The following is a 17983-nucleotide window of genomic DNA, read 5'->3' on the forward strand; positions in this document are numbered from 1 at the left end:
ATCCGGTGCTCAACACCGGCTTTGATGCGTTTGCGCAGGCCATCGATGCCATTCGTAGCTCCCAAGCGCAACCGGGGCGTCAGCGCGTGACGCTCACGGCACCGATGGGGGTTGCTGCGCGCTGGCTGGTGCCTCGGCTGGGTGAATTTGCTACGCAGCATCCGGAGGTGGATCTGCGCATTCATGCGTCCGACACCGTGGTCGACCTGCATGGCGGCAGCGCAGACCTTGCCGTGCGCTATGGCGATACGCCCGTCACGGGGAATGGACTCGTCACCGAGCGGCTCTTTGGCGACGCCTATGCGCCGGTCTGCCACCCGGGCCTGAACGTGCGGTCGCACGACGATCTGGCGCGCGTGCGGCTTATTCACTCCGAGTGGCAGCGCACGCTGCCGCAGCCGATTGCCTGGCCGATGTGGGCGCGCGCGGCAGGTATCGAGCACACGCTCAGGCACGACACGGGCATCGTGCTGTCCGACAACGGGCATGCCATGTCGGCGGCAATGGCGGGGCAAGGCGTGATCCTGGCGAACCTGCCGCTGGTGCGCGATGCGCTGGAGGCGGGCACGCTCGTCCAGCCTTTCGCAGCGCCGGTCATTCAGCGCTATGCGTTCTGGGCCGTGGCGCCATCTGCGCGGCTTGAAGACGCTGCCGTGCGCGCGGTGTGGGATTGGCTATGCGCGTGCCGGGAAAACACGGCACGTGTGCATCGCTCAGCCCAATAGCGGCGACGCGGCACGTGCCGGCGCGAACGCTTCGTGCCACGCGGCCGCAAGCTGCAGCAACGCAAACTCCGACCGGGGCGGCGCAATCACCTGCAGGCCCAGCGGCAGGCCATCGGCGGTCAAGCCCGACGGCAGGCTCGCGGCCGGCACGCCCGCCAGCGTGGCGCCAATCACGACTTCCATCCAGCGGTGGTATGTGTCCATCGCGCGGCCTGCTACGGCCTTGGGCCAGTGCTCTTCGGCGGGGAAGGGCGCAACCTGCGTGCAAGGCAGGACGAGGAAATCGTAGTGCGCAAACTGCCGCAGCAGCGCCTGGTACCAGCTTGCCCGTGTGGCGATGGCTCGGTTGATGTCGATGGCGGTGCGGCTGCGTCCATGCTCGATCTCCCAGATGGCTTCGGGCTTGAGCAAATCGCGCGTGGCGGCGTTGGCGTACAGCAGCCCGAGGTTGCCGGACACACTCAGCGCGCGCAGCGTGCACCAGCATTCCCACAGCGCATCCATGGCGAAGAAGGGCCGTACGGTTTCGACATGACAGCCCAGCGTATCGAACGTATCGAGCGCGTGCTCGTTGACGGCCAGCACTTCGCGGTCGACGGCAAGGTAGCCACCGAAATCGCCCAACCAGCCAATGCGGGCCTGCCGGAAATCCCGGTGCAGCGGCTGCATGAAGCACGCCGGATCGTCACTCAGCGACAGCGGCGCACGCGGGTCGTAGCCGGCCTGCGTGGCGAGCAGCCACGCGAGGTCGTGCGGATTGCGCGCCATGGGGCCTTCAGTGCCCAACTGCTGGAAGAACACGTCGCCGGTCGGTCCGTAAGGCACGCGACCGAGGCTCGGACGCAGGCCGTAGATGTTGTTCCAGGCGGCGGGGTTGCGCAGCGAACCCATCATGTCGCTGCCGTCGGCCACGGGCAGCATGTTCAGCGCCAGCGCGGCGGCCGTGCCACCGCTGCTGCCGCCGGCCGAGCGCTCGGGGTTCCAGGCGTTGCGCGTAGTGCCGTACACGCGGTTGTAGGTGTGCGAGCCGAGCCCGAACTCAGGCGTATTCGTCTTGCCGATCAGCACCGTGCCTTGCCGGCGAATGCGCTCGACGACGATGCTGTCATGTGTCGGCACATTGCGCGCCATGGCGAGGCTGCCCATCGCCGTCACCATGCCTGCGGTGGCCGCAAGATCCTTGGGCGCTTGCGGAAAGCCATGCATCCAGCCGCCGGACAAACCTTGCGACAGCAGCACATCCCGCTCGCGTGCCTGGTCGATGGCGGATTCGGCATCGATGCGGGCCACGACGGCATTGACCGTCGGGTTATGACGATCGATCTGCGCAAGGAACGCTTCCATGACTTCCACGCACGACACATCGCGCGCGTGGATACGCCGGGACAGTTCGATCGCGCTCCATTGGACAATCTCTTCGTTGGCGGCCGCAGGTGTTGCAGCTTGGCTCGGATTCGCTTGCATTGCTTGACTCGAAGTTCACTTCACGCGGCGCTCAGGTAGGTTTGCGCCAGACGCACCCAGGCGGCTGCGCCCAACGGCAACACCTGGTCGTTGAAGTCGTAGCCGGGGTTGTGCACCATGCAGCCGCCGAATTCGCCTTCGCCATTGCCGAGGATCAGGTAGCAGCCCGGCACTTCATTGAGCATCCAGGCAAAGTCTTCGCTGCCGTTGAGCCCCTTGGGCGCCTGGGTGACGACGTTGGCCGCACCCACCAGTTCGGTACAGACCTGCTGCGCCAGTTGCGTCTCGGCCTCGGTATTGACCATGGGCGGCGTCAATTGACGATAGTCGATCTGCGCCTCGACGCCATGGGCCTGTGCGGTCAGGCTGACAATCTCGCGAATGCGCATTTCCACCAGCGCACGCGTTTCCGGCCGCGCTGCGCGCACATTCAGGCCGATCGTCACCGATTCGGGAATCACGTTGTGCGTTGCACCGCCGCGAATGAAACCGACCGACACCACCGCCGTGTCGTCAGGCGCGACATTGCGTGCGACCACGGTTTGCAACGCGGTGATGATGGCGGCCGACGCGGCAATCGGATCACGCGCGCGATGCGGCATCGCGCCGTGTCCGCCCATGCCCTTGATGGTGACGTCGGCCACGTCGGAGGACAGGCTCACCGGTCCCGGCAGCACGCGGAAGCTGCCGGCCGGCACGCCCGGCATGTTGTGCAAGGCATAGACGGCATCGCAGGGGAAGCGCTCGAAGAGGCCGTCTTCGATCATGGCGCGCGCACCGCACAGGTTTTCTTCATCGGGCTGGAAGATGAGGTTCAGCGTGCCATCAAAATCGCGGCTCTCGGCCAGCGCCTTGGCTGCGGCGAGCAGGATGGCGGTGTGCCCGTCGTGGCCGCACGCATGCATCTTGCCGTGGTTGCGGCTGGCGTAAGGCAGGCCGGTCGCTTCAACAATGGGCAGGGCGTCCATGTCCGCGCGAATGCCAAGGCGGCGCGTGCCGTTGCCGAGTTTCAGCTGGCCCACCACGCCGCTCTTGCCGATGCCCGTGTGCACCTCGTAACCCCAACTCTTGAGCAGATCGGCCACCAACGTGCTGGTGGCGCCCACCTCGAAACCGAGTTCGGGCTGCGCGTGGATCTGACGGCGGATGTTGACGAACGTTTCTGCATCGATATGGACGGGCGGCAGGAGATGCGGCAACAGTTGGAACGGCGTGAGCGTGGGGGCTTTCGTCATGTCGGGGCTCCGGGGGTTGGAGGTTGGAGATGGGAATCCGGGGTCAATCAGTTTCGCGCGCTTCGCGCAGGCTCAGCACGGTCAGCAGCGTGATGGCGCTGCACGCCATCATGTAAAAGGCAGGGGAGAGCGGATTGCCGGTGCGGGCCAGCAGCCACGTCACAACAAACTGGCACGAGCCGCCAAATACCGTGACGCCGATCGCGTAGATGACCGACAGGCCGCTGGCGCGCACCTGGATGGGCAGCAGCTCCATCATCATGAGCAGCATGGGCGTGGTGCCCAGGTACAGCGTGCCGGTGAGCAACGCCGACAGTGCCAGCACCAGCGGCACGCTCGGGTAATGCGTCATCAGCCAGAAGGCCGGGTAGAGCGCCGCCACGGTGACCAGCGTTGCGCCCACCACCAGAGGCTTGCGGCGCGGCAGGCGGTCGGCCAGCCAACCGGAAAGGAGCGACGCGCCGAAGCTCGTCAGCCCCGTCACGCAACCGGCCAGCAGCGACAGCGAAGCCGGCAGATGCAGCTCGCGGATCATGTAGGTCGGCATGAAGTAGATGACCAGATACGTGCCGACTGTCCCGCCGATGATCGTGAGCACGCCCTTGATGACCAGCCCGCCGTGGTCGCGAAACAAGGTGCCGAGCGGGCTCGGCGCATGCGCCTCGGCGGTGTGCGTTTCATCCAGGTGCGAGCGGATATACAGGCCCACCGGCGCAATCAGCAGGCCAAGGAAGAACGGCACACGCCAGCCCCAGCTCTGCAGCGCTTCCGGCGACAGGCTGCCGTACAGAATGGCCGCAGTCAGCGCGCCGCACAGCGCTGCAATGCCCTGGCTGCCCAACTGCCAGCTCACGCGAAAACCGCGCCCGCGGATACCGCCGGACTCCATCAGCATCGCCGTCGACGCGCCGATTTCACCGCCCAGCGAGAAGCCCTGCAGCAACCGCCCGGCAAGGATCACCAGCGGGCCGAGCAGGCCTGCGGTGGCGTATGTCGGCGCAACCGCCAGGCACAGCGTGCCGATGACCATCAGCCCGATTGTCAGCGTCATCGCGGCCTTGCGTCCGTGGCGGTCTGCGTAGTTGCCGATGACGAAACCGCCCAGCGGCCGCATCACAAAGCCGATGCCGAACGTCGCCACCGCGAGCAGCAACGAGCCGTACGCGCTGTCTGACGGAAAAAACAGCTTGCCGATCATCAGCGCGAAGAAGCTGTAGACCGTGAAGTCGTACATCTCCAGCGCATTGCCGATCGAGCACGCGGCGATCAATCGCGCCTGGCCGGCGGGCTTGGGCGCAGCAACGGCCGAGGCGGGCAGGGCCGTAGTCTGCAAGGTGGCGTCGTTCATGGGGTCTCCGTCCACGATGTTGGAAAGGGCTTCTCTGAGCCTTGGGTGCTTGCAGTATTCAGGGAACACGGGCGCTGAAAAAATCGCAAATATTCATCTCGATAACCAAATAGAATCACCGTCATAACCGGCATATATCCGCTATCAGGGAAAGCCCGTGAAGGCGTGAGGCGAGACGCACACCCAACCGTGTGCAATGAGCGAGGAGGAGAGCGAGGTGAAGCTGCACCAGTTGCGCATCCTGCTTGCCGTGGCACAGCACGGCAGCATTCACGAGGCCTCGCGCGGGTTGCATATCTCGCAGCCGGCGTTGTCCAAGGCGATTGCGGAACTGGAACGGGAGCTCGGCGTCACGCTGCTGTCGCGTTCGGTGCGCGGCGTGAGCCTGACGGCGTATGGGATGGCGCTCGTCAAACGGGCCAGCGTGGTCGAGCAGGAACTGCGTCACGCGCTGGAAGACATCGAAGCCATTCGCGGCCACGCAGAGGCCGAACTGAACATCGGCTTTACCGCCGTCGCCTCCAGCGGCCCGCTACCGGATGCCATGGCGGCATTCCGCACGCGCTTTCCCAATGTGGCGTTGCGCGGTTTCGAACAGCGCTCGCAGCAGATTCTTGAAGGTCTGCGCGAAGGCCGCATCGATCTGGGATTGATCTCAACCAACAGCGGGCCCGGCACGAGCAGCTTCCAGTGGGAGCCGTTATTCTCCGTGCCGATGCGCTTGGCGGTGCGCCCCGGTCATCCGCTACGGCGCACGCGCAAGCTGCGCTCGCTGCTGGATGCCGACTGGCTGGTGCTGGACCCGCTGGATGACCCTGGCAGCCCGATGGCAAGCCTAATGCGGCTGCACCGGCTGGAAATCCCGCACCGGATCGTGCAGAGCGGCTCCAACCTGCTCGGCCTGCAACTGGCTACCAAGACGGACCTGGTGAGCATGTGGTCGGATTTTGTCTTCACCAACACACTGGGGCCGCTGCGTACGATTTCGGGCGCGCTGGAGGTGCTCCCCATGGAAGACGAACTACCCGACTTCAGCGTCTACATGGTCTACCGATCGGCGGACCTGATGACGCATGCCTGCGCGGAATTCAGCAAGGAGATTCGGCACGCGGCGCAGCGCTATCGTCATCGCTGACCGTCACGCGTCGGCTTCGGCACCCTCCGCGCGCATGGCCCCCGGCGGCCGTCCGACCACCCGCTTGAACGCGCGGCTGAACGCAGCGAGCGACCCATAGCCGAGCCGGTACGCGACGGCTTCGATCGCCTCGCGGTCACGCGTGATCCATTGTGCGGCGAGCCGCATCCGCAGCTCGGTCAGATAGCGCACGGGCGTCATTCCGGTCGCCGCCAGGAAGCGCTCGGCAAACACCGAGCGCGAGACACCGGCTTGCGCTGCCAGCTCCGCGACGCTCCAGTTGCGCCCCGGGTCACGATGCAGGGCGACGATCGCCGGACCGAGTTTCGGCTCGCGCAGCGCCTGCACCCAGCCCGTGGCGTCGCCGCAGCCGCACTCCACCCAGCCGCGCACGATGAAGGCGGCCACCACGTCCGCCAGCCGCGCGAGGATGCCGGCAAAACCGGCGCGCTCCGAGCACGATTCGCGCTCCATCGCGTCGAGCATCGGGCGGATTTCCGGGTAGCGCGCGAGCAAGGTGCCGACGTGCATGAACTCCGGCATCGTGCCCACCAAGGGCTGCATGCCGCCCAGATCCAGCTCCATGCAGGCGCTGAAAATGAGCGCATCGCCCGGGGCCGCTTCCGCCCCGGCGCCAACCGACGCCACCGTGTCGCAGATCTTCGCGGATTCAAAGCCGGCGATCTCGCGGCACGGCGCATCCGGATCGGACAGCAACGCGTGCGGGGTGCCCTGCGGCAGCAACACCGCATCGCCGGCTTCGAGCCGCATCGTCGCCCCCGACGCGTCGCGCAGCAGCACCGGCCCGCGCCCCACGAAGTGAAACTGCGCACGCCCCGGCGCCTTGCCAAAGCTCAGCCCGAAGGGCCGCGCCACATGGATACGGCGGTACTGGACACCGCTCAGCCGCATGCCGAGCAGCAGCTCGCTAACAAGGTCGTGCACGTCGGGCAGGGGAGTCAGCATGTCGAAAATCCGGACGATTGATCAACAAGGTCGGAGTGTATGCCATAGACCGTCCGGCTATCGGGCCCTACCATGCGCCCTTATTGGTATTTTCCCTGATGTTTTCGACGGAACGACGCATGAATCCCGGAATCTCCACTGCCGCGTCAATTGCGGCTCCGCGTGAACCGGCCTGGGGTGCTGTCTTTGCAATGGCACTGGGCGTGTTCGGGCTGGTCACGGCCGAATTCCTGCCTGCAAGCCTGCTGACGCCCATGGCGGAAAGCCTGGGCGTGACCGAAGGCGTGGCAGGGCAGGCCGTCACGGCCACGGCAACGGTTGCGCTGGTCACCAGCTTGTTGACCGCCGCTGTCACGCGGTCCATCGACCGGCGGCGCGTGCTGCTCGCATTCTCGGTGCTGCTTGTGGCATCCAATCTTGCGGTGGCGTTTGCAACCAGCCTCACGACGATCCTGATCGGCCGCGTTGTGCTTGGCATTGCACTGGGCGGCTTCTGGACCATGGCGACCGCCACCGCAATGCGGCTCGTGCCACCGGCGTTGGTGCCGCGGGCGCTATCGATCATCTTCAGCGGCGTGGCCGTCGCCACGATTGCCGCCGCGCCGCTGGGCAGCTACTTCGGCCACCTGATCGGCTGGCGCAATGTGTTCCTGGCCGCAGCGGGACTGGGGGTGATGGCGTTTGTGTCGCAGGTCTCGACGCTGCCGTCGATGGCGCCAAGTGGCACAACGCGCCTGCGCACGCTGATCGACGTGCTGCGCCGTCCGAGCGTGGGCATCGGGATGTTCGCGACGATCCTGGTGTTCACCGGGCACTTTGCGTTCTTCACGTACCTGCGGCCGTTCCTGGAGCAGGTTGCAGGCGTTGGCGTAAACGGGCTGTCGGCAATCCTGTTGGGCTACGGCATTGCCAACTTCGTCGGCACATCGCTCGCAGGCCGCGTGCTGGAACACCGGCTGCGCCCAATGCTGATCGCAATGCCCGCGTTGATGGTCGTGCTGGGCATCGCGCTCGTGGCGCTGGGCCGCGCACCGGTCATCGACGCTGTGCTGATCGCGCTGTGGGGCATGGCGTTTGGCGGCGTGCCGGTGGCGTGGTCGACATGGGTGACGCGCACCGTGCCCGATGAAGCCGAAAGCGCGGGTGGCCTGATTGTTGCAGCCGTACAGCTCGCGATCGCCACCGGCGCGGCAGCCGGTGGCTTGGTGTTCGACGCGAACGGCGCAGCTGGTGTGTTCATTGGCGCCGCCGTGGTGCTGGCCACTGCCGTCGCGACGATCGTGACGGGCGTGCCGAAGCGCGTCGAGGTGGTGCCGGCGATGGCCGAGTGAATTGGCGAGAATGGCGAGATGCGCGCTGCGAGGCTGATCAGCCGGCCGGTGGCGTCATCGACGTACACCAGCAGCGTGCAGGCCGGCGCGCGGTCCTCGAACCACGCGTGATCACTGCCATCGATCTGCACCAGCTCACCCAGACACGCGCGCCGGTTGCGCGGCTGGTGCACCTTGGGCGGGCGCAGCTTGCGCGGCACCCAGAAACCGGCGTCGATCATGATCCGGCGCACCGTCTCGGTGGCCAAGTCGATACCGTGCCGCTCACGCAGCTTCTCAGCGGCCAGGGTCGGGCCAAAGTCGGCATAGCTGTCACGGATCAGGCCGCGCACGCGCGACTCCAGGCCGGGTGGTAATTGGTTGTTGCCCGGTTGCCCTTGGTGTCGATTCTGCAGACCCGCCGCACCTTGAGCCTGATAGCGTCGCAACAACCGCAATGCTTGGCGGAGGCTCACGCCCAACCTGACTGCTGCAATGCCAGTCTTGAGGTGCCCATCCGCGAGCGCCTGGAGGATCTTGAGTCGATCGAGTTGCCGCATCGTCAAGGTAACCGCGTCCGGGCGCATGGCCGACTCCTGCAAAACAAGGAGCCGTCTAGGCTACGCTCAGTCACTCGGACATTTGAACTTGGCTATAACCGGACATTACAACTTGGCACCAACATCAATTCATCGTGTAATTTGCATTATTGCCCGCTCAACTCAGACTTCTCAGCCTCGCCCTCCCAAACGACGGCCTTACCAAGCTTCACCTCATATCCCAACCGTTGGCCCATGGCCATCCGGTCACCCAAGCGCAGAACCCTTTCATGCGCTTCACCAAGGCCTTCAACCTTGGCCACCCAACTGCCATCAACGTACAGGTCGTACGGCTTCCTGAGCACCATCACAGCCTCCCTTTCTCTACATCACGCTCGATTGCGCGCCGCTCCTGCCGCGTCAACTTACGCCCAAACGCTTGCTCAGCCTCAGCCAACGCGTCTTCAAGAGGCGAACCAGTAGAGACAGCCTGCTTCTGTGCCGCGACCTGCTGATGCACACGCTCAGCTGTACGCACACGCGCCTGCTTCTCAGCCATCCGGAGCTTTTCATGCTCCCACTCACGGAGACGATAGAGGATGAACTGCCGGACCTCATCACTCGCCGTGGTAAGCCTCTCTGAGCAGTACTCCTGGAATCGCTCACGCACATCCAGCGGCAACCGAACTTGCAATACAGAATCCTTCGGAACAATGGCCATGATGGGGTGTGTAATTACAGTGTCATTACTATAGCACCACCATTCTTACCGCGAAGCCTTTTCCTCGTTTCCTTTGTCCTTAAGTGTTATTGATACAAGTAGGGGCGGCGCTGCGCGCCGCCCTGCGCGTCCTCGCTGCGCTGCGGGCGACGGCAGGGCGGGCGCGACGCCGCCCACTTTGCATCTCCCACACTTGCTTACCAAAGAGCACAGCGCAGCCAGACCAACACGGCAGCAAAGGCGGCTTGCAGAGCGCGGATACCGCTACGGCACCCCACAAGCACCAGCCGCAAAGGAGGGCGCCTGCAAACGAACGCAGCAGGCCTGCATGGGGCGCTACCGCCCCCATACCCCCGGCACCTGATCGCGATGCCGCCGCCAAGACCGGCACTGGCGCCCCTCCACATAGCCAATCTGCCAAGACAGCGCGAGAACGCCATCGACCAAGAACGGGCAATTCCGGACCTCGCCACGCCAGCCTGCGTCATAGCCCTGGGCCCAAGCCGCTTTATTGACGCGCTGCATGATCGCCTCCGGCCTCATTAACGGCATCGGCACCAGCCCAGCGAGCAGGCCCCTCATTGCGCGGATCAGGACGCCTCAACTGCCGCAGCCACGACGCAGCCTCAACTCGACGCAGACGCAGCACCTGCGGAGCCCAATGAGGAACAGGACGAAGCCCTTCATCCCACGCCTTAATGGTCTTTTGATGCGTACAGAGAAAGCGACAAAGTGCCCTAAGGGGATAACCGGCACGCTCGTAACACCATTCAGCGTGCACAGCCCATTTGCGGGAAGGGTCATGAGCCACTCGACACCTCCACAATCAACTCAGGGCAAAAGGAAATATTTTCCCCAAGAGCCACCTCCAAACCTTCCCGAGCATGCGCTACAGAGTCGGCCAAGTAGCAGGAAACAGACACAATATGTGCCCACTGCCCAAGGTCAGCCTGATTGATCTGTGAAAAAATTTGAAGGAAAGATTCCGCCGCCGCGGCCGCAGAATCCAGCCTTCTAAGCGCATCTCCGATAGACTTTGAACCAGCCATAGCCAATCTCCGATACAGATTGTTTGTGGTCAGGGGCAGGAACGTGTTGGAGCACGCCTTGCCCCACTTTTAGTGAGTCTTGGGTCGCATAATTTGCATTATGTTAAATAAAAGACACGAGCAAAAACCAGAGCTGCGGCACGCAGTGGGAGCTGTCCGACGTCGTCATCAAGGATGAGGGCCAAAGGCCGCTGTTCCGCTGTGCGCTATGCGGCGCGCGCAGTTATATTCAGGCCGCAAGCCTGCCGATCGCCCCTGCCGACCACGATCTGATCGCGCAGGCAAAAACGGGCAGCGGCAAAACCGCTGCGTTTGCGCTGGCCCTGCTCGCACGGCTCGACGCGCTGCGCAAGCTCAACGCCGACACGTTGAAGGGCAAGAAGGTCAGGGTTCGGCTGATGGACGAATGACGCCGGTACGCGGCCGCAGCGTTTGACGACGCAGATGGCACGTCGAAGCACGGCAGCGTCGCTCGGCACCCCGGCACATCCCTGAGCCTCAGTGCGTGTCGGCAGCGGGCTCAATCCCCTTCTCTTCTCAAAAAAAAGCGCGGCGATATCGCCGCGCAGCCAAAGTGCCGTAGGGATGGGCGCTTAGTGTGGTAGACCTTCCCCCTGCGTTTCCGGCAGGAACCACGGCAATACAAGCCCGAGGACGTAGACAGAGCCAAGCGCCAGTGCCGCATTGGCGACGCCACCGAACGAGTGGATCAACGAGCCGGCGATGATCGGGAACACCCAGGCGATCAGGCGCGCAGCATTGAAGACGAAACTGCACGCGGTCGAGCGTACGGTCGAGCTGAACAGCTCTGCCGGATAGATCGCCATCCACACATAGGCGCAGCCCAGCGTGAAGAAGCCGTTGATGGGCGCGACGACGGACATCGATTCAACCGAGGTCGTCATCGCGTAGGTCACGTAGGTCGTCGCCAATGAGCCCAGGAACGTCAGGAACAGGAAGCGGCGGCGGCCAATGGCGTCGATGATGAAGCCGGCGGCCATGTAGGCAACAATGGCGCCAACCGTGTAAAGAATCGTGATCTTCGAGCCCCAGCCGGCCGGGTTGGCCAGGCCTTGTTCCTTGGCGAGTCCGATGGTGAAGGTCGGCAGCCAGCTCGAGATCGCCCACCAGCCGACGGTGGTGACCACCGAAAGCAGCAGCGTGACGAACGTACGGCGACGAGCCTCCGGTTCGCGGAACAACTGGGACAGCGTGAAGGGCCGCTTGTCGCTGCCGCCCTTGCCTGCCGCGCCGGTGGCGCTCCAGCGCTTTTCACGCACGGCCTGCTTCCATTTTTCCGACTCCTCGACACCGCGGCGGATGTACAGCACGAAGAACGCGGGCAGTGCGCCGAGGGCAAACATCAGCCGCCAGGTTTCCTGGCCCATCGGGAGCGACGACGACAGACCAAACCAGATCAGCGCAGCAATCAGCGTGCCCCAGCCAAAACCGGATTGCAGGAAGCCGGCGCCCTTGGCGCGCGCCTTTTCCGGCCAGGTTTCGGCAAGCAGGGAGATGCCCGTGCTCCATTCGCTGCCCATCGCCAGACCGGTGATGAAGCGCAGCGCGCACAACTGCACAAACGTCTGCGAGAACGTGGTCAGGCCCGAGAACAGCGCGTACAGAAAGATCGACCACAGCATCATCCGCTTGCGCCCGACATAGTCCGCCATCACGCCGCCCACCAGGCCGCCGATCCCCCAGCCGAGCAGAGTCACGCCGATGACGATGCCGGCGTAGAGGGCCGGCGTCGCCAGCTGTGCGGGTGTGAGCAGCGAATGCAGCATCGGGAATAGCACGACGACGAGCGCGAAGGCTTCGTAGCCGTCGAAAATCCAGCCCAGAAAGCTGCCGGTCAGCACGCGCCAGTGCGTGGGGGTCAGGTCTGCATGCCAGGGCTTGCCGGCAGCGACCGCTTGTTGGGTTTCCATCGTTGTCTCCTTTGGAAGATAGGGATATGCGGCTGCTTTTTGTGTGTTGTGCCGGCTTATGCTGGTGAGTTGAATAGCCAGGGTTCCGCGGTGCGGCGCGCCTGCTCGAATGCGGCGATGGCGCTGCGGTGCTGCAGCGTCAGGCCGATTTCATCGAGCCCGCGCAGCAGGCAGTCTTTTCGGAACGGGTCGATGTCGAAGCGGTACACGTTGCCGTCCGGCGTCGTTACCGACTGCCCCGCCAGGTCGACCTGCAGCCGATAGCCGGGCGTGCGTGCGACGGCCCCGAACAGGCGGTCTACCACGTCGGTGTCCAGCACGATCGGCAGCAGCCCGTTCTTGAAGCAATTGCCATGGAATATCTCGGCAAAGCTCGGGGCGATGAGCGCGCGGATGCCCCAATCCCGGAGCGCCCACGGCGCATGCTCGCGGCTGGAGCCGCAACCGAAGTTCTCGCGCGCCAGCAGGATCTGCGCGCCCTCATAGCGGGCCTGATTGAGCGGAAAATCCGGCACGCGCGGGCGCGTCGAGCAATCCTGCTCCGGTTCACCGCGGTCCTGATAGCGCCACTCGTCGAACAGGTAAGGCCCAAAACCGGTCTTGCCGATCATCTTCAGGTATTGCTTTGGCAGGATGGCGTCGGTGTCGATATTGGCGCGGTCAAGCGGCACCACCAGTCCGTCAATCGAATCAAAAGCCTGCATCGTTGTTCCTCCCCAAAACATCGGCGCCAAGTTCGCTGACGGCAACGAAATGCCCCGCGATTGCTGCGGCAGCCGCCATTGGCGGGCTGACCAGATGGGTGCGCCCGCCAGCGCCCTGCCGCCCTTCAAAATTGCGATTGGACGTTGACGCGCAGCGCTCGCCCGGCTGCAGGCGGTCGTCGTTCATGCCCAGGCACATCGAACACCCCGGGTCGCGCCATTCAAAACCGGCATCGACGAAGATGCGGTCGAGCCCTTCGGCCTCGGCCTGGCGTTTGACCAGTCCGGAGCCCGGCACCACAAGCGCCTGCACGATGTTGGCCGCAACGTGCTTGCCGGCCACCACACGCGCCGCGGCACGCAGATCTTCGATACGTGCATTCGTGCACGAGCCGATGAAAATCTTGTCGAGTGCGATGTCGCGCAGCGGCGTGCCCGGCTCGAGTCCCATGTAGGTAAGCGCCCGGGTGATGCCTTGCCGCTTGATGGGGTCGCTTTCCTCGGCCGGGTCGGGCACACGGCCGTCGATGGTGACCACCATCTCGGGCGAGGTGCCCCAGGTGACGTGTGGGCGAATCGTGGTCGCGTCGAGTGCGATAGTCCGATCGAACTGCGCCCCTTCATCGCTGCGCAGCGTGCGCCAGTAAGCCTGCGCGGCGTCCCATTGCGCGCCCTGCGGCGCACGCGCCCGCCCGCGAAGGTAGTTGATGGTTTTGTCATCCACGGCGACCATGCCGCAGCGTGCTCCGGCTTCGATGACCATGTTGCACAGGGTCATGCGTGCATCCATGCTCATCGCAGAGATGGCCGAGCCGGCAAATTCGATGGCATACCCGGTGGCGCCCGCGGTGCCGATACGGCCGATCAGCGCAAGCGCCACGTCCTTGGAAGTCACGCCGGGCGACAGGTCGCCCTCCACCAGCACGCGCATCGTCTTCATCTTTTTGACGATCAGGCATTGCGTGGCCAGCACGTGTTCGATTTCGGACGTCCCGATACCGAATGCCAGCGTGGCGAATGCGCCGTGCGTGGTGGTATGTGAATCGCCGCAGACGATCGTCATGCCTGGCAGCGTGGCCCCCTGCTCCGGCCCGATCACGTGCAGGATGCCCTGACGCGCGTCCTGCATCGGGTATTCGGTAATGCCGAAGCGCGCGCAGTTGCTGCGCAGCGCCTCGACCTGACGCCGCGCGATGTCATCGGTAATGCCGGCGGCGCGGTTGGCGGTCGGCACGTTATGGTCTTCGGTGGCCAGCACTGAGGCGGGCCGCCACGGGTGCAACCGGCTGATGCGCAGTCCTTCGAACGCCTGCGGGCTGGTCACTTCATTGACCAGATGCAGGTCGATGTAAAGCAGCGTGTGGCCATCGTCGGTATCACGCACGGCGTGGCGTTGCCACAGCTTTGCGAACAAGGTCTGAGGTGTCATGTGCGATCCCGCTGTCAGATGATGCCTTCGGCGCGCAGGCTGTCGAGCGCGGCAGCGTCGAGTCCGAGCGCGTGCAGCACCTCGTCGGTGTGCTCACCCAGTTCGGGGCCGACCCAGCGCGTGCTGCCCGGCGTGGCGGACAGCTTGGGCACGATGCCCGGCAAGTCGATAGGCTGGCCATCGGGCAAGGTGTGGCGCTCGATCATGCCACGCGCCGCATATTGCGGATCGCGTGCGATGTCGGCGGCGGTATAGATGCGCCCGCTCGGCACATCGGCTTGCTCCAGCACCTGCAGCACAGCGTCGATCGGATGACGCGCGGTCCATTCGCCGATCACCCCGTCGAGCAGATCGTTGTGCTGCACGCGCTTGGCGTTATCGGCAAAGCGCGCGTCCTCCGCAAACTCCGGCAGGCCGATGGCCTGCATCAGGCGCTTGAAGATGCCGTCGCCGTTGCCCGCGATGATCACGTAGTTGCCGTCGGCACACAGGTAGGTGTTGGAGGGCGAAATGCCCGGCAGGCTTGAACCGGTGCGCTCGCGCACGTGCTCGAACATCGCATACTCGGGGATCAGGCTTTCCATGATCCCGAACACCGCTTCGTACAGCGCCACGTCGATGAACTGCCCGGTGCCGCGATTGGCCTTGACGTGATGCATGGCCAGCAGCGCGCCAATCACGCCGTAGAGGGACGCCAGCGAATCGCCCAGGCTCACGCCCACGCGTACCGGAGGCCGATCGGCGTAGCCAGACAGGTAGCGCAGGCCACCCATCGACTCGGCAATCGCGGCAAATCCGGGCCGCTCGCGGTACGGGCCGCTCTGCCCGTAACCCGAAATGCGCACCATCACCAGCTTCGGGTTGATGGCCGAGAGTTGCTCCCAGCCCAGTCCCCAGCTTTCCATCAGACCCGGGCGGAAGTTCTCGATCACGACGTCGGCATCTTTCACCAGATCGCGGACGATCTGCTGCGCGCGTTCCGACTTGAGGTTGAGCGTGACCGATTTCTTGTTCCGGCTCTGCGAATACCACCACAGGGATGTGCCATCGTGCAGCTTGCGCCATTTGCGCAGCGGGTCGCCGTTGACCGGGGTCTCGATCTTGATGACCTCGGCGCCGAACTGGGCCAGCAGCGTGCCGGCATAAGGGCCGGCGATCAGCGACCCCAACTCGATCACCTTGATGCCTTGCAGCGGCAAGGGTTGATCTGGCTGTGCCATGTTGTCTCCTCTTTACTCCATATCGTGCAGCGCACAACATTGCCGCGCTCGATGAATGCATCATGGACACTTCTCGCCAGACCAAAAAACGCTAAATAATCAAGCGAGCCATCTCCAAAGGAGAAGGCTTCAACACGAAGGGGGAATGGACGACCATGCGTTTCGATCTGGAATCGCTGCAGGTATTGGTCTCGGTAATCGAGGAAGGCAGCCTGGCGGCGGCTTCCGAGCGGCAGCACATCGTGCCTTCGGCCATCAGCCGACGCATTGCGGAGCTGGAAAACGACGCCGGCACCGCCCTGCTCTATCGGCACAGCCGTGGCGTGGAGCCCACCCCGGCGGGCTCGGCGTTGTACTACCGGGCCAAGCGCCTGATCGATCAGATGCAGGAAATCTCGTCGGAAATGAGCGAGTACGCCCAGGGCGTGCGGGGGCACGTGCGCATGCACGTCAACTTTTCGACCATGGTCCAGTACCTGCCGGGCGACCTGTCCTCGTTCCTGTCGATCAACCCCGACGTGAAGATCGACCTGATGGAGAAAAGCAGCAGCCAGGTCCTGCGCTCGGTCGAAGCGGGCACCGCTGACATCGGCATCTGCAGCCAGCCGGAAGCGGCACCGGGGCTGGAAGTACGACCGTATCACGTTGATAGGCTCGTGCTGATCGTGCCGCACGACCACCCGATCGGCGCGGCGCGCCACCTGCGCTTTGCCGATACCCTGGACTATGACTACGTGAGCATGCCGCTGGGCGCGTCAATCTCCACGCTCTGCGCGCAGAGCGCCGAGCAGGCCGGCAAGCAGCACAAGATCCGCATCCAGGTGACCAGCTTCGAGGGGCTGCGCAACATGGTGGCGGCGGGCCTTGGCATCGGCCTGCTGCCCAAGGCCAGTGTCAAGCCCTATCTGCGCAACAGCACCCTGCGCATGGTCGAGCTGGATGAGACGTGGGCACAGCGCCCACTGTCCGTCATCACGCGGGGCTACGCGGCGCTGCCGGTGCCGGCCCGGCTGCTGATCGACCATCTGGTATCCCAGGCCAGCGAAGAAAACTAGCGCGAGCCATCTGGTTCGGAGAAGGCTCACGTCCTGATTCTTCAATTGCGCGCTGGCTGCCTGCGCAACACACTGCAGTTCCAACATGTCCAGCACGGGGAACGCAGTGGTACTCAACGGTCAAGGGAAAAGGGTGTTCATCCAGGAAGTCGCCACGCGCGACGGCTTTCAGATTGAACCGCGCATGGTTCCGACCCAAGACAAGATCGCGCTTGTCGACCGGCTGAGCCAATGCGGGCTGAGCAAGATCGAAGTCACCTCGTTCACCTCGCCCAAGGCCATCCCGACGCTGGCCGACGCGGAAGACGTGATGCGCGGTATCGCGCGCGTGCCCGGCGTCACTTACGCCGCGCTCGTGCCGAATACGCGAGGCGCCGAACGTGCGGTGGACTGCGATGTCGACGAGTTGAACCTCGTGATGTCGGTAAGCGAAACGCACAACCTCGCCAACCTGCGCATGACGCCGGGGCAGTCGTTCCAGCAGGCTGCGCAGGTCGCGGCGGCAGTCCGTTCGAGCCGCACGTCGCTCAACCTTTCGCTCTCATGCGCGTTCGGCTGTCCGATGGAAGGCCAGATCCCCACTGACACCGTGCTGACCTGGGCGGCACGGGCCGTCGAAGCGGGCATCGGCGGCATCACGCTGTGCGACACCACCGGCATGGCCTGGCCCAGCCAGGTGTTCGCGCTGTGCAGTGCATTCCGGCTGGCGTTCCCCCAGACCACGCTGACCGTGCACTTGCACAACACGCGCGGCATGGCACTTGCCAACGTGCTGGCCGCGCTGCAGGCGGGAGTCGATCGCTTCGATGGCGCGCTCGGCGGCCTGGGAGGCTGCCCCTACGCGCCCGGTGCCTCGGGCAACGTCTGCACCGAGGACATGGTGCATATGCTTGAACTCCTGAACTACGACACTGGCACCAACCTTGGCGCCCTGCTGGAGGCTTCGCGGCTGCTGCCGGGCCTCATCGGTCATGACACCAACGGTCAGGTCGCCAAGGCCGGACGCACCCACGATCTGCACCCCACGCCGGACTATGTTGAGACGGCCCGGCAGCACGCCCTGTCGAAAGCACCGGCTTGAGTTTCTTGACGGGCCGGTCGTCATGGGTTCCGTGCCGTTCGGTATGATCCCGCCTGTGATCATTTGAATAC

The 17983-nt window shown here is 64.5% G+C and carries 15 protein-coding genes and 2 pseudogenes; 6 read left to right on the top strand and 11 right to left on the bottom strand.

The window, feature by feature from the left end:
* Positions 1-5: 5 nt before the first annotated feature.
* A complete protein-coding gene (locus ACUXH0_RS13335; RefSeq protein WP_182594163.1) occupies positions 6-725 on the top strand; it encodes a LysR substrate-binding domain-containing protein in 720 nt (239 codons plus the stop codon).
* Here ACUXH0_RS13335 and ACUXH0_RS13340 read toward each other — a convergent pair.
* The 3 genes from ACUXH0_RS13340 to ACUXH0_RS13350 are packed head-to-tail and all read right to left on the bottom strand — an operon-like array spanning position 714 to position 4772.
* The gene (locus ACUXH0_RS13340; protein ID WP_182594162.1) at positions 714-2189 is read right to left on the bottom strand and encodes an amidase; all 1476 of its coding nucleotides are present in this window, start codon (positions 2187-2189) and stop codon (positions 714-716) included. The two genes, ACUXH0_RS13335 and ACUXH0_RS13340, sit on opposite strands and share 12 nt — an antisense overlap.
* A 20-nt stretch (positions 2190-2209) precedes the next feature.
* Positions 2210-3424: a M20 aminoacylase family protein gene (locus ACUXH0_RS13345; RefSeq protein ID WP_182594161.1), complete on the bottom strand. Its 1215-nt coding sequence runs from the start codon at positions 3422-3424 to the stop codon at positions 2210-2212.
* A gap of 43 nt (positions 3425-3467) precedes the next feature.
* On the bottom strand, positions 3468-4772 hold the full coding sequence (locus tag ACUXH0_RS13350; protein WP_182594160.1) for an MFS transporter: 1305 nt from the start codon (positions 4770-4772) through the stop codon (positions 3468-3470).
* A 217-nt stretch (positions 4773-4989) separates the two neighbouring features.
* Between ACUXH0_RS13350 and ACUXH0_RS13355 the strand changes: the two genes are divergently transcribed.
* Complete coding sequence (locus ACUXH0_RS13355; RefSeq protein ID WP_012761975.1) at positions 4990-5907, top strand: LysR family transcriptional regulator; 918 nt, start codon at positions 4990-4992, stop codon at positions 5905-5907.
* Positions 5908-5910: 3 nt separating this feature from the next.
* Here the strand turns inward: ACUXH0_RS13355 and ACUXH0_RS13360 are convergent, their stop codons facing one another.
* Entirely contained in the window at positions 5911-6873 is a 963-nt protein-coding gene (locus ACUXH0_RS13360) for an AraC family transcriptional regulator (RefSeq protein WP_004626864.1), read from the bottom strand.
* A gap of 119 nt (positions 6874-6992) precedes the next feature.
* On the opposite strand from ACUXH0_RS13360, the gene ACUXH0_RS13365 reads away from it, so the two are divergent.
* Positions 6993-8204, top strand: coding sequence for an MFS transporter (locus tag ACUXH0_RS13365; protein WP_182594159.1), 1212 nt, complete (start codon positions 6993-6995; stop codon positions 8202-8204).
* A 29-nt stretch (positions 8205-8233) separates the two neighbouring features.
* Here the strand turns inward: ACUXH0_RS13365 and ACUXH0_RS13370 are convergent.
* The 3 genes and pseudogenes from ACUXH0_RS13370 to ACUXH0_RS13380 all read right to left on the bottom strand — a co-directional run.
* Positions 8234-8770, bottom strand: a pseudogene (locus ACUXH0_RS13370) (helix-turn-helix domain-containing protein); the annotation flags it as partial.
* A gap of 119 nt (positions 8771-8889) precedes the next feature.
* Positions 8890-9090 carry a hypothetical protein gene (locus ACUXH0_RS13375; RefSeq protein WP_182594158.1) on the bottom strand — a complete coding sequence of 67 codons (201 nt, stop codon included), beginning with the start codon at positions 9088-9090 and terminating at the stop codon, positions 8890-8892.
* Entirely contained in the window at positions 9090-9443 is a 354-nt protein-coding gene (locus ACUXH0_RS13380) for a hypothetical protein (RefSeq protein WP_182594157.1), read from the bottom strand. Before ACUXH0_RS13380 ends, ACUXH0_RS13375 begins: the two co-directional genes overlap by 1 nt.
* A 1276-nt stretch (positions 9444-10719) precedes the next feature.
* Here ACUXH0_RS13380 and ACUXH0_RS13385 point away from each other — a divergent pair.
* A pseudogene (locus tag ACUXH0_RS13385) lies at positions 10720-10842 on the top strand (DEAD/DEAH box helicase); the annotation flags it as partial.
* Positions 10843-11085: 243 nt separating this feature from the next.
* Here ACUXH0_RS13385 and ACUXH0_RS13390 read toward each other — a convergent pair.
* The 4 genes from ACUXH0_RS13390 to ACUXH0_RS13405 are packed head-to-tail and all read right to left on the bottom strand — an operon-like array spanning position 11086 to position 15776.
* Complete coding sequence (locus ACUXH0_RS13390; RefSeq protein ID WP_012761973.1) at positions 11086-12423, bottom strand: MFS transporter; 1338 nt, start codon at positions 12421-12423, stop codon at positions 11086-11088.
* 56 nt (positions 12424-12479) lie between these two features.
* On the bottom strand, positions 12480-13127 hold the full coding sequence (gene leuD, locus ACUXH0_RS13395) for a 3-isopropylmalate dehydratase small subunit (RefSeq protein ID WP_004626859.1): 648 nt from the start codon (positions 13125-13127) through the stop codon (positions 12480-12482).
* The gene (gene leuC / locus ACUXH0_RS13400; protein WP_009238149.1) at positions 13114-14556 is read right to left on the bottom strand and encodes a 3-isopropylmalate dehydratase large subunit; all 1443 of its coding nucleotides are present in this window, start codon (positions 14554-14556) and stop codon (positions 13114-13116) included. The genes leuD and leuC overlap by 14 nt, the downstream gene beginning before the upstream one ends.
* A 14-nt stretch (positions 14557-14570) precedes the next feature.
* The gene (locus ACUXH0_RS13405) at positions 14571-15776 is read right to left on the bottom strand and encodes a CaiB/BaiF CoA transferase family protein (protein ID WP_004626857.1); all 1206 of its coding nucleotides are present in this window, start codon (positions 15774-15776) and stop codon (positions 14571-14573) included.
* A gap of 155 nt (positions 15777-15931) precedes the next feature.
* Between ACUXH0_RS13405 and ACUXH0_RS13410 the strand changes: the two genes are divergently transcribed.
* Positions 15932-16831, top strand: a complete 900-nt coding sequence (locus ACUXH0_RS13410; RefSeq protein ID WP_024972907.1) for a LysR family transcriptional regulator — start codon at positions 15932-15934, stop codon at positions 16829-16831.
* An 85-nt stretch (positions 16832-16916) separates the two neighbouring features.
* Positions 16917-17912 (top strand): hydroxymethylglutaryl-CoA lyase, encoded by a 996-nt coding sequence (locus tag ACUXH0_RS13415; protein ID WP_182594156.1) that lies wholly within the window; start codon positions 16917-16919, stop codon positions 17910-17912.
* Positions 17913-17983 lie beyond the last annotated feature (71 nt).

This window comes from Ralstonia sp. 110700041-2, assembly GCF_056280165.1.

Bases quoted from the DNA above. Each gene is read 5' to 3' on its own strand.
- leuC (WP_009238149.1), bottom strand. From the start codon at position 14,556: ATGACACCTCAGACCTTGTTCGCAAAGCTGTGGCAACGCCACGCCGTG.
- ACUXH0_RS13365 (WP_182594159.1), top strand. From the start codon at position 6,993: ATGAATCCCGGAATCTCCACTGCCGCGTCAATTGCGGCTCCGCGTGAA.
- ACUXH0_RS13360 (WP_004626864.1), bottom strand. From the start codon at position 6,873: ATGCTGACTCCCCTGCCCGACGTGCACGACCTTGTTAGCGAGCTGCTG.
- ACUXH0_RS13415 (WP_182594156.1), top strand. From the start codon at position 16,917: ATGTCCAGCACGGGGAACGCAGTGGTACTCAACGGTCAAGGGAAAAGG.
- ACUXH0_RS13380 (WP_182594157.1), bottom strand. From the start codon at position 9,443: ATGGCCATTGTTCCGAAGGATTCTGTATTGCAAGTTCGGTTGCCGCTG.
- leuD (WP_004626859.1), bottom strand. From the start codon at position 13,127: ATGCAGGCTTTTGATTCGATTGACGGACTGGTGGTGCCGCTTGACCGC.
- ACUXH0_RS13340 (WP_182594162.1), bottom strand. From the start codon at position 2,189: ATGCAAGCGAATCCGAGCCAAGCTGCAACACCTGCGGCCGCCAACGAA.
- ACUXH0_RS13390 (WP_012761973.1), bottom strand. From the start codon at position 12,423: ATGGAAACCCAACAAGCGGTCGCTGCCGGCAAGCCCTGGCATGCAGAC.
- ACUXH0_RS13405 (WP_004626857.1), bottom strand. From the start codon at position 15,776: ATGGCACAGCCAGATCAACCCTTGCCGCTGCAAGGCATCAAGGTGATC.
- ACUXH0_RS13345 (WP_182594161.1), bottom strand. From the start codon at position 3,424: ATGACGAAAGCCCCCACGCTCACGCCGTTCCAACTGTTGCCGCATCTC.
- ACUXH0_RS13375 (WP_182594158.1), bottom strand. From the start codon at position 9,090: ATGGTGCTCAGGAAGCCGTACGACCTGTACGTTGATGGCAGTTGGGTG.
- ACUXH0_RS13350 (WP_182594160.1), bottom strand. From the start codon at position 4,772: ATGAACGACGCCACCTTGCAGACTACGGCCCTGCCCGCCTCGGCCGTT.
- ACUXH0_RS13410 (WP_024972907.1), top strand. From the start codon at position 15,932: ATGCGTTTCGATCTGGAATCGCTGCAGGTATTGGTCTCGGTAATCGAG.